The sequence below is a fragment of the Pseudomonas sp. StFLB209 genome, from assembly GCF_000829415.1.
Lineage (GTDB): Bacteria > Pseudomonadota > Gammaproteobacteria > Pseudomonadales > Pseudomonadaceae > Aquipseudomonas.
Genome location: NZ_AP014637.1, coordinates 2,889,739 through 2,903,825, shown reverse-complemented (window position 1 = coordinate 2,903,825; position 14,087 = coordinate 2,889,739). Strand labels below are relative to the sequence as shown.

General features: G+C 61.7%; 13 protein-coding genes. 10 read left to right on the top strand and 3 right to left on the bottom strand.

Going from position 1 to position 14,087, the window contains the following annotated elements:
- The first annotated feature begins 13 nt into the window (after positions 1-13).
- The 5 genes from PSCI_RS13100 to PSCI_RS13080 all read left to right on the top strand — a co-directional run bounded on the left by PSCI_RS13100 (position 14) and on the right by PSCI_RS13080 (position 5,093).
- Complete coding sequence (locus PSCI_RS13100) at positions 14-1,024, top strand: PhoH family protein (RefSeq protein WP_045487395.1); 1,011 nt, start codon at positions 14-16, stop codon at positions 1,022-1,024.
- Positions 1,017-1,517 (top strand): rRNA maturation RNase YbeY, encoded by a 501-nt coding sequence (ybeY, locus tag PSCI_RS13095; RefSeq protein WP_045487392.1) that lies wholly within the window; start codon positions 1,017-1,019, stop codon positions 1,515-1,517. The genes PSCI_RS13100 and ybeY overlap by 8 nt, the downstream gene beginning before the upstream one ends.
- 5 nt (positions 1,518-1,522) lie before the next feature.
- Entirely contained in the window at positions 1,523-2,365 is an 843-nt protein-coding gene (locus PSCI_RS13090; RefSeq protein ID WP_045487388.1) for an HlyC/CorC family transporter, read from the top strand.
- A gap of 23 nt (positions 2,366-2,388) precedes the next feature.
- Positions 2,389-3,903 (top strand): apolipoprotein N-acyltransferase, encoded by a 1,515-nt coding sequence (lnt, locus tag PSCI_RS13085; protein ID WP_045487386.1) that lies wholly within the window; start codon positions 2,389-2,391, stop codon positions 3,901-3,903.
- Between the two features lie 128 nt (positions 3,904-4,031).
- Positions 4,032-5,093, top strand: coding sequence for an RNA-guided endonuclease InsQ/TnpB family protein (locus PSCI_RS13080; protein ID WP_045487383.1), 1,062 nt, complete (start codon positions 4,032-4,034; stop codon positions 5,091-5,093).
- A 13-nt stretch (positions 5,094-5,106) separates the two neighbouring features.
- On the opposite strand, the gene PSCI_RS13075 is transcribed toward PSCI_RS13080, so the two are convergent.
- Both PSCI_RS13075 and PSCI_RS13070 read right to left on the bottom strand, forming a co-directional pair.
- Positions 5,107-5,868 (bottom strand): YdcF family protein, encoded by a 762-nt coding sequence (locus PSCI_RS13075; protein ID WP_045487380.1) that lies wholly within the window; start codon positions 5,866-5,868, stop codon positions 5,107-5,109.
- An 84-nt stretch (positions 5,869-5,952) separates the two neighbouring features.
- Entirely contained in the window at positions 5,953-6,321 is a 369-nt protein-coding gene (locus tag PSCI_RS13070) for a hypothetical protein (RefSeq protein ID WP_045487376.1), read from the bottom strand.
- Positions 6,322-6,632: 311 nt separating this feature from the next.
- Between PSCI_RS13070 and leuS the strand changes: the two genes are divergently transcribed.
- The 5 genes from leuS to PSCI_RS13045 all read left to right on the top strand — a co-directional run bounded on the left by leuS (position 6,633) and on the right by PSCI_RS13045 (position 12,892).
- Positions 6,633-9,239 (top strand): leucine--tRNA ligase, encoded by a 2,607-nt coding sequence (gene leuS / locus PSCI_RS13065; protein ID WP_045487373.1) that lies wholly within the window; start codon positions 6,633-6,635, stop codon positions 9,237-9,239.
- Positions 9,240-9,325: 86 nt separating this feature from the next.
- The gene (locus tag PSCI_RS13060) at positions 9,326-9,931 is read left to right on the top strand and encodes an LPS-assembly lipoprotein LptE (protein ID WP_045487370.1); all 606 of its coding nucleotides are present in this window, start codon (positions 9,326-9,328) and stop codon (positions 9,929-9,931) included.
- Between the two features lie 40 nt (positions 9,932-9,971).
- The gene (holA, locus tag PSCI_RS13055) at positions 9,972-11,009 is read left to right on the top strand and encodes a DNA polymerase III subunit delta (protein WP_045487367.1); all 1,038 of its coding nucleotides are present in this window, start codon (positions 9,972-9,974) and stop codon (positions 11,007-11,009) included.
- A gap of 310 nt (positions 11,010-11,319) precedes the next feature.
- Positions 11,320-11,475 carry an alternative ribosome rescue factor ArfA gene (gene arfA, locus PSCI_RS13050; protein WP_045487365.1) on the top strand — a complete coding sequence of 52 codons (156 nt, stop codon included), beginning with the start codon at positions 11,320-11,322 and terminating at the stop codon, positions 11,473-11,475.
- Positions 11,476-11,560: 85 nt separating this feature from the next.
- A complete protein-coding gene (locus tag PSCI_RS13045) occupies positions 11,561-12,892 on the top strand; it encodes a lytic murein transglycosylase (protein WP_045487362.1) in 1,332 nt (443 codons plus the stop codon).
- Between the two features lie 187 nt (positions 12,893-13,079).
- On the opposite strand, the gene lipA is transcribed toward PSCI_RS13045, so the two are convergent.
- Positions 13,080-14,087: a lipoyl synthase gene (gene lipA / locus PSCI_RS13040; protein WP_045487360.1), complete on the bottom strand. Its 1,008-nt coding sequence runs from the start codon at positions 14,085-14,087 to the stop codon at positions 13,080-13,082.

The following is a 14,087-nucleotide window of genomic DNA, read 5'->3' as shown; positions in this document are numbered from 1 at the left end:
GCTAAAAAAGACCTTGAACGCACCCATAGAACCTCATCGTTTCATCCTCGAACCTTTCGAGGCCCATCGTTTCGCCAACCTGTGCGGACAACTCGACGAGCATCTGCGCCTGATCGAACAGCGCCTGGATATCGAGATCCGTAACCGGGGCAATCAGTTCGAGCTGATCGGCGACGCCCAACGCACGTCTTCTGCGGAAAACCTGCTGCGCTTGCTGTACCGGGAGACCAAAGGCTCTGACCTGACCCCGGACATGGTGCATCTGTTCCTCCAGGAGTCGGGCATCGAGGCCATGAATGCCGGTCCCGCCGCTGACCCCAGTGTCGCGCTGCGCACCAAGAAAGGCATGATCCGGCCGCGGGGTTTCAACCAGCAGCGCTACGTCAAATCGATTCTCGGCAACGACATCAACTTCGGCATCGGTCCGGCCGGTACCGGCAAGACCTACCTGGCGGTGGCTTGCGCCGTCGATGCGCTGGAGCGCGAGCAGATCCGCCGCATCCTGCTGGTGCGTCCGGCGGTCGAAGCGGGCGAGAAGCTGGGTTTTCTGCCCGGTGACCTGGCGCAGAAGATCGACCCCTACCTGCGTCCGCTCTACGATGCGCTTTACGAGATGCTCGGCTTCGAATACGTAGCCAAGCTGATCGAAAAGCAGGTCATCGAAATTGCTCCGCTGGCCTACATGCGTGGTCGCACCCTTAATAACAGCTTCATCATTCTCGACGAGAGTCAGAACACCACCGTCGAGCAGATGAAAATGTTCCTGACCCGTATTGGCTTCGGCTCCACCGCCGTGATCACCGGTGACATCACCCAGGTCGACCTGCCACGCGGCACAAAATCGGGCCTGGCGCACGTCATCGAGGTGCTCAAGGATGTGCCGGGTATCAGTTTCACCCACTTCAAGCCCAAAGATGTCGTGCGTCATCCGCTGGTGCAACGCATCGTCGAGGCCTACGAGCGCTTCGAAACGCAGCACGCCGACCCGGCCACGAACCAGCGGGGCGGCGACCGCGATGCTTGAGCTGGACCTGCAAATCGCCAGCAAGGATGCGGCACCGACTCAAGCCCAGTTTCGCCTGTGGTGTGAAATGGGCTTGCGCCAGCGCAAGGCCGACTCGGAAATGACCATCCGGCTGGTGGATGAAACCGAAGGCCGCGAGCTCAATCACATCTGGCGGCAAAAGGATTACGCCACCAACGTTCTGTCGTTCCCGGCCGACGTTCCTGACGAGTTGCTGGATATTCCGCTGCTTGGCGATCTGGTCATCTGCGTGGCAGTGGTCAATCGCGAAGCGCAGGAGCAAGGCAAGAGCGTTGATGCGCACTGGGCGCACATGGTTATCCATGGTTGCCTGCACTTGCTCGGCTACGACCACATCGACGATGAGGAAGCCGAAGAAATGGAAGCGCTGGAACGAACGTTGCTTGAGGAGCTGGGCTACCCGGATCCCTACGCGGACGACGAGAGCGACGAACCCCAACATTCAGACACACCACGCAAGGACCACGAGTAAGGGCCATGAGCGAAGATCGATCGAGCAACGGGCAAAAGTCATGGCTGGGCAAATTGACCCAGGCTTTTGCCCACGAGCCCAAAAACCGCCAGGAGCTGCTTGAGCTGCTGCGCGAAGCACACCAGAACAAACTGCTCGACAGCGAGGCACTGGCCATTGTCGAAGGCGCCATCCAGGTCGCAGACCTGCAGGTGCGCGACATCATGGTTCCGCGTTCGCAGATGATCAGTATCAAGGCGACGCAAAGTCCGCATGAATTTCTGCCGGCCGTCATCGACGCCGCGCACTCGCGTTACCCGGTCATTGGCGAGAGCCACGATGACGTGCTTGGCGTGCTGCTGGCCAAGGACCTGCTGCCCTTGATCCTCAAGCAGGACAGCAACCCCGACGACATCAAGAACCTGCTGCGCCCGGCCACGTTCGTGCCCGAGTCCAAGCGCCTCAACGTGCTGCTGCGTGAGTTTCGCGCCAATCACAACCACATGGCCATCGTCATTGACGAATACGGCGGCGTGGCGGGCCTGGTGACCATCGAAGACGTGCTGGAACAGATCGTCGGCGACATCGAAGACGAGCACGACGTCGAGGAAGACAGCTACATCAAGCCATTGCCCAGTGGTGACTTCCTGGTCAAGGCCCTGACCCCTATCGAGAGCTTCAACGAGTTCTTCGACAGCGAGTTTTCCGACGACGAGTTCGATACCGTCGGCGGCCTGGTCATGAATGCTTTCGGCCATCTGCCCAAGCGCAACGAGACCACCGAGATCGGCGCCTACCGTTTCCGCATTCTCAATGCCGACAGCCGCCGCATTCACCTGCTGCGCCTGAGCCCTGTTTCAAGAGTATGAGCCGTCTCTATTAAGGAAACCTGATGCGCTGGATCACCCGCCCCGGCTGGCCCGGTAACCTGCTGGCCGTGGCGGCCGGTGGCCTCACCACCCTGGCATTGGCGCCGTTCGACATCTGGCCGCTGGCCATGGTTGCCATTGCACTGTTCTACCTTGGCCTGCGCGATGTGAGTCCGCGTCAGGCACTGGTGCGGGGCTGGTGTTTCGGCTTCGGCCTGTTTGGCGCGGGGACCAGCTGGATCTACGTCAGCATCAACACCTACGGTGGCGCCTCAGCGCTGCTGGCAGGCCTGTTGATGCTGCTGTTCATCGCACTGATCGCCCTGTTCTTCGCCCTGCCAGCCTGGCTTTGGGCACGCTGGCTGCGACGCAGCGAGCGGCCGCTGGCCGATGCGCTGGCGTTCGCGGCACTGTGGGTTTTGCAAGAAACTTTCCGCGGCTGGTTCCTGACCGGTTTCCCGTGGCTGTACTCGGGCTATAGCCAGCTCGAGGGTCCATTGGCCGGACTGGCACCGGTCGGCGGCGTCTGGCTGGTGTCCTTTGCTCTCGCCTTGAGCGTTGCGCTGCTGTGCAACCTGCCGCGTCTGCGCAACCAGCCCTCATTGCTGGCGGCGGCAGTCGTGCTGCTGCTCGGTCCTTGGGCGGCAGGCCTGGCCCTGAAGGATCACGCCTGGACTTCGCCCTCCGGCAACCCCCTGAGCGTCGCGGCGCTGCAAGGCAACGTCGAACAGATGCTCAAGTGGGACCCGGCGCACCTTAACGCGCAACTGGCGCTGTACCGCGACATGACCTTTCGCTCGCAACCGGTCGACCTGATTGTCTGGCCGGAAACTGCCGTACCGGTGCTCAAGGAAATGGCCGAAGGTTACCTGAGCATGATGGGCAACTTCGCCGGCGAGCGACGTTCGGCGCTGATTACCGGCGTGCCGGTGCGCGAACTCAGCGGCCGCGGCGAGTACCGCTATTACAACGCGATCACCGTCACCGGCGAGGGTGACGGCACTTACCTCAAGCAGAAACTGGTGCCGTTCGGCGAGTACGTACCGCTGCAGGATGTGCTGCGCGGCCTGATCGAGTTTTTCAACCTGCCGATGTCGGACTTTGCCCGCGGACCAAATGACCAGGCGCTGTTGCAGGCCAAGGGTTACCAGATCGCGCCGTATATCTGTTACGAAGTGGTCTACCCGGAGTTCGCGGCCAGCCTGGCCGCCCGCAGCGACCTGCTGCTGACCGTGAGTAACGACACCTGGTTCGGCACCTCGATAGGCCCTCTGCAGCACCTGCAGATGGCGCAGATGCGCGCCCTTGAAGCAGGCCGCTGGATGATCCGCGCCACCAACAACGGAGTCACCGCCCTGATCGACCCGTATGGCCGCATCACCCGGCAAATTCCGCAGTTCGAACGTGGCGTGCTGTATGGCGAGGTGGTGCCGATGCATCACCTGACCCCGTACCTGCGCTGGCGCTCCTGGCCACTGGGGATTGTCTGCGCCGTGCTGCTGGGCTGGGCGTTCATCGCCCGCCGCAAAACCGCATAACCGCCGCGGGTTACCAAGCTGGCGCGAAAAGCCCCTTCCTTCAGGTGGGGGATGAAAGCGCCACCGCGAAGCGGTAATAAGGGTTAAAACCCATAAAAACCGACCCTATTCTGTGTTTCATGACTGAAATGAAAGCGACCAGAACCCTCAAGATTCGAGTGCGAGACAAGCATGCAGCGCAGTTGCGTGAAGCGTCTCGTGCTGTGAATTTTGTGTGGAACTACGTAAACGAGTTGAGCCGTCGCTCGATTCGTGAGCGTGGTCGTTTTCTGTCGGCGTTCGACATTCACAAGTACACCAACGGGGCCAGCAAAGACCTGGGACTGCACAGCCAATCGGTGCAGGCTGTTGCCGACGAATATGTCACACGGCGCAAGCAGTTCAAAAAGCGCCAGCTCCGCTGGCGCTGCTCGGGCGGCGCCCGGCGCAGTCTGGGTTGGCTGCCCTTCAAGGTCGGCGCTGCTGTCTGGAAAAACGGCCAGGTCGTCTTCAACAAACAGCCCTTCAAGGTCTGGGACAGCTACGGCCTGGCGGGCTTTAAATTCAGATCCGGTAGCTTCAACGAGGACAGCCGTGGACGCTGGTATTTCAACGTCGTGGTCGAGGTCGACCGCCAGTTATCGCCAGGCCAGGACGCAGTGGGTATCGACCTCGGACTGAAAACCACGGCCACCTGCAGCGACGGTCATCGCCTTGAAAGCGGCAGGTTCTACCGGGATCTGGAGAGCGCCCTGGGCACGGCCCAGCGTGCCGGCAAGAAGGCTCGTGTACGGGCGATTCACGCCAAGATTGCGAACCGCCGCAAGGATTGCCTGCATAAGTTCAGCAACGCGCTGGTCGCGCGTTGTGGCGTCATTGTGGTGGGCGATGTGAACTCACTGAAACTCGCGAAAACCAGGATGGCCAAGTCGGTGCTGGACGCCGGCTGGGGCCAATTGAAAACCATGCTGGAATACAAATGCGATCACGCAGGCACGGTTTTCAAGGTTGTCAGCGAGAGAAACACCACCCAAACCTGTTCGAGCTGCAAGCAATTGCCGGACTCGAGGCCGAGAGGTATCGCAGGGCTTGGAATAAGGGAATGGACTTGTTGTGGGTGTGGTGCCACCCACGACCGCGACGTCAACGCCGCAAAGAACATTCTCGCGCTCGGGCATGAGCGTCCAGTTGTGGGAATCCCCGCCCTTTAGGACGGGGAGGATGTCAAGGATACACCCACGGATACACCAATGCCCCTGCGGCTTCGTTGAGCAGCAGGGCGCTCTGGCCAAAGGCGCGGCTTTCCGGCAGCCAGCCGCCGAACGGCCGGGCGTTGTCCACCCCCAGAAAGCCCACCGGCGCACCGATCACCGTAAACCCCGCCTGCTCGAAGCTCCAGCGTGCACGGGGCATGTGCCAGGCCTGGGTGACCAGCACCACGCGGGTCAATCCCGACGGCGCCAGTTGCTGCGCGGTCATGGTCGCGTTTTCCCAGGTGGTGCGGCTGCGCTCCTCAAGCCAGCGCACACTGACGCCGAAATCCCGGTTAAGCACCTCACTCATGATCTGCGCCTCACTGGGCGGTTCGCCGTAGTGCAAACCACCTGTGACCAGCAGTGGCAGCCCGCTGGCTTTGGCCAGGCGTGCGGCCATTTGCAAGCGTTGCAGGCCCATGTCGGTGGGCACATCTTCACCCCAGGCCGGCGCGTTGCGCTCACGGCCATTGCCCAGCACCACGATCACATCGGCCTGGCCGGCAAGTGTCGTCCACTGCTCAAGCGCCAGTGGCGGCACCCGCTCCAGTTGCCGGGCAGCCTGCTCGACCGCCACCGGCAGGCTCATCAACCATAAGCCGCCCAGCCCTGTCACCCAGCACAACAAGGCCAGGCGCGGTCGCGAACGACGCAGCCACCAGCCCAGCACAAGCAGAAGCAACAGAACACCCGGAGGTAACAGCAGGGTTTTGAACAGATAACGCAAAGGCATCGGGCATCTCCATCGATGCCCGAAGCCTAGATTGATTGGTGCCAGGCAACAATGCCTGCTGAACGGGCCCGCAGCCCGCGATGATCAGAACTTGAAGATATTCTGTGAATAACGGCCCGATCTGGCCACGGTGTTGGTCCGCCTCTTGTCTTCGAGCCAGATGACTCTGGCCAAATCCTGCGACACCCTGACTGGCACGGATCGCTCCGGTGCATCATTGAAGCTGCCCTCAGACTTACCCTTAACAGCCCCGTTTGCCGCCTTCACGCCTTTTTCAAGGTAGGCCTCGATCCACTCGAATTCAGCATCGCTCAACCCATCAAGTTCAAGCTCATCGGGTAACTCATTGCGAAGCCGGACTGCTGTGCTGGCCGTTTCCAGCGCAAGTCCGAGTCGATTGATCAAACGTTCATACAGCTCAGAAGTGACTACTGTGTGCTGCAACTCTGTCATCCGCTCACCTCTTTGAAGATAGGACATACCCTCATTGTTGAGCTTAGCGCTGCTATTGAAACAGGCGGAAAACTGCGACAAACGGCAGGAACTGGCCAGCGAATGCGACGCTGGGCGGTTTTTTTGCCGCTCGCCAGCGCAATCAGGGTTTCCCTCGATAGACAGCGCTCATGTATGCTACGGCGTTTCCTGTCACTCCACTTGCGCTCTCCTGAGCCGGAACGCAGCGCCCAGCCCTCGTGCCGGGTGCCGAACGACTCGGCGAAGCGATGAAGAGGCCAAGGGTCACCACTCCTTAGTTAAAAGCAGCCATGCACGAACTCTATCAGCCCCGCGAAATCGAAGCCGCCGCCCAATCCTTCTGGGATGAGCAAAAGTCTTTTGCAGTCAGTGAACAGCCAGGCAAGGAGACTTTCTACTGCCTGTCGATGTTTCCTTACCCCAGCGGCAAGCTGCACATGGGTCATGTGCGCAACTACACCATCGGTGACGTGATTGCCCGTTACCATCGCATGCAGGGCAAGAACGTCCTGCAACCGATGGGTTGGGACGCTTTTGGCATGCCGGCAGAAAACGCCGCGATGAAGAACAACGTCGCGCCGGCCAAATGGACCTACGAAAACATTGCCTACATGAAGTCCCAGCTCAACAGCCTGGGCCTGGCAATCGACTGGTCCCGCGAAGTGACCACCTGCAAGCCCGACTACTATCGCTGGGAGCAGTGGCTGTTCACCCGCCTGTTCGAAAAAGGCGTGATTTATCGCAAGAACGGCACCGTCAACTGGGACCCGGTGGACCAGACCGTACTGGCCAACGAGCAGGTCATCGACGGCCGTGGCTGGCGTTCGGGCGCGCTGATCGAAAAGCGCGAAATCCCGATGTACTACTTCCGCATCACCGACTACGCAGACGAACTGCTCGAAAGCCTCGACGAACTGCCGGGCTGGCCTGAGCAGGTCAAAACCATGCAGCGCAACTGGATCGGCAAATCCCGCGGCATGGAAGTGCAATTCCCCTATGACCAGGCGAGCATCGGCCACGCCGGCGCGCTGAAAGTCTTCACCACCCGTGCCGACACGCTGATGGGCGCCACCTACGTGGCGGTGGCCGCCGAGCACCCGCTGGCCACCCAGGCCGCCGTCAACGACCCGGCGCTGCAGGCGTTCATCGAAGAATGCAAGAGCGGCAGCGTCGCCGAAGCCGACGTTGCCACCCAAGAGAAGAAGGGCATGCCCACTGCCCTGTTCGTCGAGCATCCGCTGACCGGCGAGAAACTGCCGGTGTGGGTCGCCAACTACGTGCTGATGCACTACGGCGACGGCGCAGTCATGGCCGTACCGGCCCACGACGAGCGCGACTTCGAATTTGCCCGCAAGTACAACCTGCCGATCAAGGCCGTGGTGCGCACCAGCGCTGGCGACGAGGTCGGTAGCGATTGGCAGGCCGCTTATGGCGAGCATGGCCAGTTGATCAATTCCGGTGAGTTCGACGGCCTGGACTTCCAGGGTGCCTTCGACGCCATCGAAGTGGCACTGATCAGCAAGCAACTGGGCAAATCCCGGACCCAGTTCCGCCTGCGCGACTGGGGCATCAGCCGCCAGCGTTACTGGGGCTGCCCGATCCCGATCATCCACTGCCCGTCCTGCGGCGACGTACCGGTGCCCGAAGATCAACTGCCGGTAAAACTGCCCGAAGACGTGGTGCCCGACGGCGCCGGTTCGCCACTGGCGCGCATGCCTGAGTTTTATGAGTGCAGCTGCCCGAAATGCGGCACTGCAGCCAAGCGCGAAACCGACACCATGGACACCTTCGTCGAGTCGTCGTGGTATTTCGCCCGCTATGCCTCGCCCAACTACGAAGGCGGCATGGTCGATCCGAAAGCGGCCAACCACTGGCTGCCGGTCGATCAGTACATTGGCGGTATCGAACACGCGATCCTGCACTTGCTGTATGCGCGCTTCTTCCACAAGCTGATGCGCGACGAAGGCCTGGTCACTTCCAACGAGCCGTTCAAGAACCTGCTGACCCAGGGCATGGTGGTCGCCGAAACCTACTACCGCACCGCCAGCAACGGCGGCAAGGACTGGTTCAACCCGGCCGACGTCGAAGTCGAGCGCGACGCCAAAGCCAAGATCATTGGCGCACGCCTGAAGACCGATGGCTTGCCGGTGGAAATTGGCGGCACCGAGAAGATGTCCAAGTCCAAGAACAACGGCGTGGATCCTCAGGCGATGATCGACGCCTACGGTGCCGACACCTGCCGCCTGTTCATGATGTTCGCCTCGCCACCTGACCAGAGCCTGGAATGGTCCGACTCCGGTGTCGAGGGCGCAAGCCGCTTCCTGCGTCGCGTCTGGCGCCTGGCCCATGCCCACGTCAGCCAGGGCCTGCCAGGCAAGCTGGACAGCACCGCACTGGACGACGCACAGAAAGCGGTACGCCGCTCCATCCATGCGGCCATCAAGCAGGCCAGCACTGATGTCGGTCAGTTCCACAAGTTCAACACCGCCATTGCCCAGGTAATGACCTTGATGAACGTGCTGGAGAAAGCCTCGCAAGCCAGCCAACAGGACCGCGCCTTGCTGCAAGAGGGGCTGGAAACCGTAGCACTGCTGCTCGCGCCGATCACCCCGCACATCAGCCACGTGGTGTGGCAACAGCTCGGTCATGCCGGCGCCGTCATCGATGCAGCCTGGCCGGTACTGGATGAAAGTGCTCTGGTGCAGGACAGCCTGCAAGTGGTGGTTCAGGTCAACGGCAAGCTGCGCGGCCATATCGAAGTGCCGGCCAGTGCCAGCCGCGAAGAAGTCGAAGCCGCCGCCCGCGTCAACGAAAACGTGCTGCGCTTCCTCGACGGCCTGACCATCCGCAAGGTCATCGTCGTGCCAGGAAAACTGGTCAATATCGTCGCAAGCTGATGAGCCAGGCGCCCGGCCGGTCCGGGCGCCCGCCAATTTCCAGGGTACGCACAGCGTGCCCATACGGGTTCAAGGGGAGTATCAAGATGATCAAACGCAATCTGCTGGTGATCGGCATGGCCGTGGTATTGAGTGCCTGTGGCTTCCAGTTGCGTGGTACCGGCACCAACCAGTTGAGCATCACCGAGCTGGACGTAAGCGCCCGCAATGCTTACGGCGAGACCGTCACCCAGCTCAATCGCCTGCTCACCGCCGGCGGCGTCAAGGTCTACACCGGCGCACCGTACAAACTGGTCCTGGTCAACGAAGCCGAGACCCAGCGTACCGCCAGTTACTCCGGCTCTGGCCGTTCTGCCGAGAACCAGCTGACCTCGACCCTCAACTACGAAATCCGCGGTATCCAGGATCGCTTCCTGCTGGCTGACAAGATCTCTGTCGATCGCATTTATGTTCACGACGGCAACAACCTGACCGGCTCCGACCAGGAAGCCGCGCAGATCCGTCAGGAAATGCGTCACGATCTGGTACAGCGCATGCTGGCCCGTCTGCAACAGTTGACTCCGCAGCGTCTGGACCAATTGCAAGCCCAGGCTGATGAAGTGGCCCGTGCCGAGGAACAAGCGCGTCAGGAGGCCCAGCGCCTGCGTGACGAAACACCTCAGCAGTCACCTATCGAAATCCCCGGCCGCTAAGCCTCAGGGGCCAGTACGCTGGCCCCGAAGCTGCCTGACCATGAAGCTCGCCCCCGCCCAACTCGGCAAACACCTGCAAGGGACTCTCGCACCGGTCTATGTGATCAGTGGCGATGACCCCCTGCTTTGCCAGGAAGCTGCTGACGCCATTCGCGCAGCAGCGCGCCTGCAAGGCTTCGACGAACGTCAGGTGTTCAGCGCCGACAGCAACTTCGACTGGGGCACCCTGCTCCAGGCCGGCGCCAGCCTGTCGCTGTTCGCTGAAAGGCGCCTGCTGGAACTGCGCCTGCCCTCGGGCAAGCCCGGTGACAAGGGCGCTGCGGCGCTGATCGAGTATTGCTCGCGCCCGGCTGAAGACACGCTGCTGCTGATCAGCCTGCCCAAGCTTGACGGTAGCGCGCAGAAAACCAAGTGGGGCAAGGCACTGATCGACGGCCAACACTGCCAGTTCGTCCAGATCTGGCCGGTGGACGCCGGCCAGTTGCCGCAGTGGATCCGCCAACGCCTGTCCCAGGCCGGGCTGGCCGCCACCCAGGACGCGGTGGAACTGATTGCCGCACGGGTCGAAGGCAACCTGTTGGCTGCCGCCCAGGAAATCGAAAAGCTCAAGCTGATGGCCGAAGCCGGCCAGATCACGGTAGACACCGTGCAGGCTGCGGTGGCTGACAGCGCGCGGTTCGATGTGTTCGGCCTGACCGACGCGGTGCTCAATGGCGAAGCCGCGCATGCGCTGCGTATTCTCGAAGGGTTGCGCGGCGAGGGCGTAGAGACGCCGGTTGTGCTTTGGGCCCTGACCCGCGAGCTGCGCTCGCTGGCGACCATGGCCATGCAATACAGCCAGGGCATGCCGCTGGACAAGGTGTTCAGCTCAGCGCGCCCGCCGGTCTGGGACAAACGCAAGCCGCTGATGAGCAAAGCCCTGCAACGGCTGTCCAGCAAGCGCTGGAACCAGCTGTTGCTCGAAGCCCAGCGCATTGATGAGCAGATCAAGGGCCAGGCACCAGGCTCGGCCTGGAGCAGCCTGGGCCGCCTGGCACTCTTGATGGCAGGCCAGCGCCTGGCACTGCCTGCCGAGTAGCAGCGGCTTGAGCCGCGAAAGCCTCGCATCACGAACTGTTCGGATAAGCGCTGCATGCCTTGGTGGGAACGAGCTCGCTCGTGAAGGGGCCGGCAAAGTCACAGCAGATGCAGTGTTTTCAATGGCCTCTTCGTCGGTATGCCGCCCCAGACCAAGCTCGCGTCCAGCGGGGCATAAAGCACTTGACTGAACACTATTGCGACCAAAGCCGCTCTTGCAGTGGCGGTCTGCATGATAGTGCAGAGCTATTGGACAACGCCGCCCACAAGCCTGATGATGCGCCCCGTTCAACCCACCGGGGAATCCTGCCATGAGCAAGAAAAAACGGCCCAACAAAGCCAAGTCCATCGTCGCCCAGCCACTGTTCCGCTGTCGTCAGGAACGCCCGGCCAAGGGCAAAGGCAGTTACCAGCGCGAAGCCTTCCAGTCAAAAAACTGGGAGGCTTCCTGCTTTATGGCGGCTTGATAAATGCCGTTACTTTCCAAGCCCCTGCAACGTTGCGGGCATGTTAAGGTCTGCATCTAAACGGTATTCCTTTCTGGACCCCAGCATGCATTTCTGTTTGACCCAGCCCTGGCCGTTACGCCAGCTGATCGCCGCCTCCAGCCTCGTTGCACTGGTCGCCTGCGCTGAAAAGCCCACCGCCGCCGATGCCACGCCTCTGCAAACCAGCAAAACCAATGCTCCAGCGGTTCTGACGCCAGTCGCTCCGCTGCAGGTCGACCAGAATCTGGCGATCGCGCCGACCATCAGCTTTGCCGAATGGCAGTCGGGCTTTCGCAACCAGGCCTTGCAGGCCGGCATCCGTGGTGAGGTGTTCGACAAGGCCTTCGCCGGCGTGACGCCGGACATGAGCGTGGTCAAGGCCGACCGCAGCCAGCCCGAGTTCAGTCGGCCGGTGTGGGAGTACCTCGATAACGCCATTTCCAATTCCCGGGTGCGCAAGGGCCAGGCGCTGCTGACCCAGTACGCCAGCGAGCTGCAGAGCATTGAGCAGCGCTATGGCGTCGACCGCCAGGCGCTGGTAGCGGTCTGGGGCATGGAGAGCAACTTCGGCCAGTTCCAGGGCTCACAGTCGGTGATCCGCTCGCTGGCGACCCTGGCTTATGAAGGCCGGCGCCCGGCCTTCGCGCAAAACCAGCTGCTCGCGGCGCTGCAGATTCTTCAGCAAGGTGATATCACCCCGGAGCGCATGCTGGGTTCCTGGGCCGGCGCCATGGGCCAGACCCAATTCATGCCCACCACTTACCACACCCATGCGGTGGACTTCGACGGTGACGGCCGCCGTGATATCTGGAACAGCCCGGTCGATGCCCTGGCATCCGCTGCCCATTACCTGCAAAGCTCAGGCTGGCAACGTGGCCAGCCCTGGGGTTATGAGGTGGTGCTGGGCGGCGATTTCGACTATGCCCTGGCCGACCCGACAGTGCGCAAGAACCTGGCGCAGTGGCAGGCGCTGGGGGTCAAACTGCCCGACGGCTCGGCGCTGCCGCTGGCGGCCAGCCAGCAACAAGCCTCGCTGCTTTTGCCAGCAGGCTATCGTGGCCCGGCCTTCCTGGTGCTGGATAACTTCCGCGCCGTGCTCAAGTACAACAACTCAACCTCTTACGCGATGGCGATCAACCTGCTGGCCGATCGGCTCAAGGGTGCAGGCTTTATCGTAGGCAACTGGCCAAAGAGCGATCTGCCGTTGAGCCGCTCCGAGCGTATCGAGCTGCAGAGCCTGCTCAGTGCCCGTCAGTACGACGCTGGCGCGCCGGACGGGATAATCGGTGCCAATACCCGCAAGGCGATCCGTAGCGCCCAGCAGGCCTTTGGCTGGCCGGCGGACGGCTATCCGACCCATGAGTTGCTCAACGCCCTGCGCAAGCCCGCATCCTGATTCAGATCGGCCGGGGCGGCTTGCGATAAGCCGTCTGCTGCAGTTGTCTGCCACGGCGCCGATCCGGCATTGGGCGGCGCCTGGCTAATAACAGCTCCAGGAGCAAGCGCAGATCAACAGCAACAGACAGCACAAATAAAAAGGGCCGGATATCACTATCCGGCCCTTTTTGCTTTTCAGCCTGGGATCACAGGGCTTTCTTGGCGATCTTGGCTTGCTCGTCAGCGTGGTACGAAGAGCGGACCAACGGGCCGGAGGCGACGTTCTTGAAGCCCATGCGGTAGCCTTCCTCGGCGAACCAGGCAAAGGTGTCGGGGTGTACGAAGCGTTGCACCGGCAGGTGGTTGCGCGAAGGTTGCAGGTACTGACCCAGGGTCAGCATGTCGATGTCATGTTCGCGCATGCGCTGCATGACTTCGATCACTTCGTCGTCGGTCTCGCCCAGGCCCAGCATCAGACCGGATTTGGTCGGTACATGCGGCACCATCTGCTTGAAGCGTTGCAGGAGGGTCAGCGACCACTGATAGTCCGAACCCGGCCGCGCAGCTTTGTACAGGCGCGGTACGGTTTCCAGGTTGTGGTTGAACACATCCGGCGGCTCGGCTGCGGTGATTTCCAGGGCCACGTCCATCCGCCCACGGTAGTCAGGCACCAGGGTTTCCAGTTGCACGTTGGGCGACAGGGCGCGGATTTCGCGGATACAGTCAGCGAAGTGCTGGGCACCGCCGTCGCGCAGGTCGTCGCGGTCGACGGAGGTGATCACCACGTACTTCAGGCGCAGGTCGGCGATGGCCACCGCCAGGTTGTGCGGCTCATCGACGTCCAGTGGCTTCGGACGACCATGGCCCACGTCGCAGAACGGGCAACGACGGGTGCAGATGTCGCCCATGATCATGAACGTCGCGGTGCCACCGGAGAAGCACTCGCCAAGGTTCGGGCAGGACGCCTCTTCACAGACACTGTGCAGCTTGTGCTTGCGCAGCAATTGCTTGATGCGGTCGACTTCCGGCGAAACCGGGATACGGACGCGAATCCAGTCGGGTTTTTTCGGCAGTTCTACGGTCGGAATGATCTTGACCGGGATGCGTGCGACTTTTTCCGCGCCGCGCAGCTTCACGCCGGCTTCGACTTTGGGACGGGGCGCGCGTTCGGAAATGTCGAGCGCGGGGATCAGGGTTTGCACGGTTTCAGTCAT

What these genes read in the sequence shown, in the direction of transcription:
- ybeY (WP_045487392.1), top strand. Translation starts at nt 1,017, where the DNA reads ATGCTTGAGCTGGACCTGCAAATCGCCAGCAAGGATGCGGCACCGACT.
- PSCI_RS13090 (WP_045487388.1), top strand. Translation starts at nt 1,523, where the DNA reads ATGAGCGAAGATCGATCGAGCAACGGGCAAAAGTCATGGCTGGGCAAA.
- lnt (WP_045487386.1), top strand. Translation starts at nt 2,389, where the DNA reads ATGCGCTGGATCACCCGCCCCGGCTGGCCCGGTAACCTGCTGGCCGTG.
- PSCI_RS13080 (WP_045487383.1), top strand. Translation starts at nt 4,032, where the DNA reads ATGAAAGCGACCAGAACCCTCAAGATTCGAGTGCGAGACAAGCATGCA.
- PSCI_RS13075 (WP_045487380.1), bottom strand. Translation starts at nt 5,868, where the DNA reads ATGCCTTTGCGTTATCTGTTCAAAACCCTGCTGTTACCTCCGGGTGTT.
- PSCI_RS13070 (WP_045487376.1), bottom strand. Translation starts at nt 6,321, where the DNA reads ATGACAGAGTTGCAGCACACAGTAGTCACTTCTGAGCTGTATGAACGT.
- leuS (WP_045487373.1), top strand. Translation starts at nt 6,633, where the DNA reads ATGCACGAACTCTATCAGCCCCGCGAAATCGAAGCCGCCGCCCAATCC.
- PSCI_RS13060 (WP_045487370.1), top strand. Translation starts at nt 9,326, where the DNA reads ATGATCAAACGCAATCTGCTGGTGATCGGCATGGCCGTGGTATTGAGT.
- holA (WP_045487367.1), top strand. Translation starts at nt 9,972, where the DNA reads ATGAAGCTCGCCCCCGCCCAACTCGGCAAACACCTGCAAGGGACTCTC.
- arfA (WP_045487365.1), top strand. Translation starts at nt 11,320, where the DNA reads ATGAGCAAGAAAAAACGGCCCAACAAAGCCAAGTCCATCGTCGCCCAG.
- PSCI_RS13045 (WP_045487362.1), top strand. Translation starts at nt 11,561, where the DNA reads ATGCATTTCTGTTTGACCCAGCCCTGGCCGTTACGCCAGCTGATCGCC.
- lipA (WP_045487360.1), bottom strand. Translation starts at nt 14,087, where the DNA reads ATGACTGAAACCGTGCAAACCCTGATCCCCGCGCTCGACATTTCCGAA.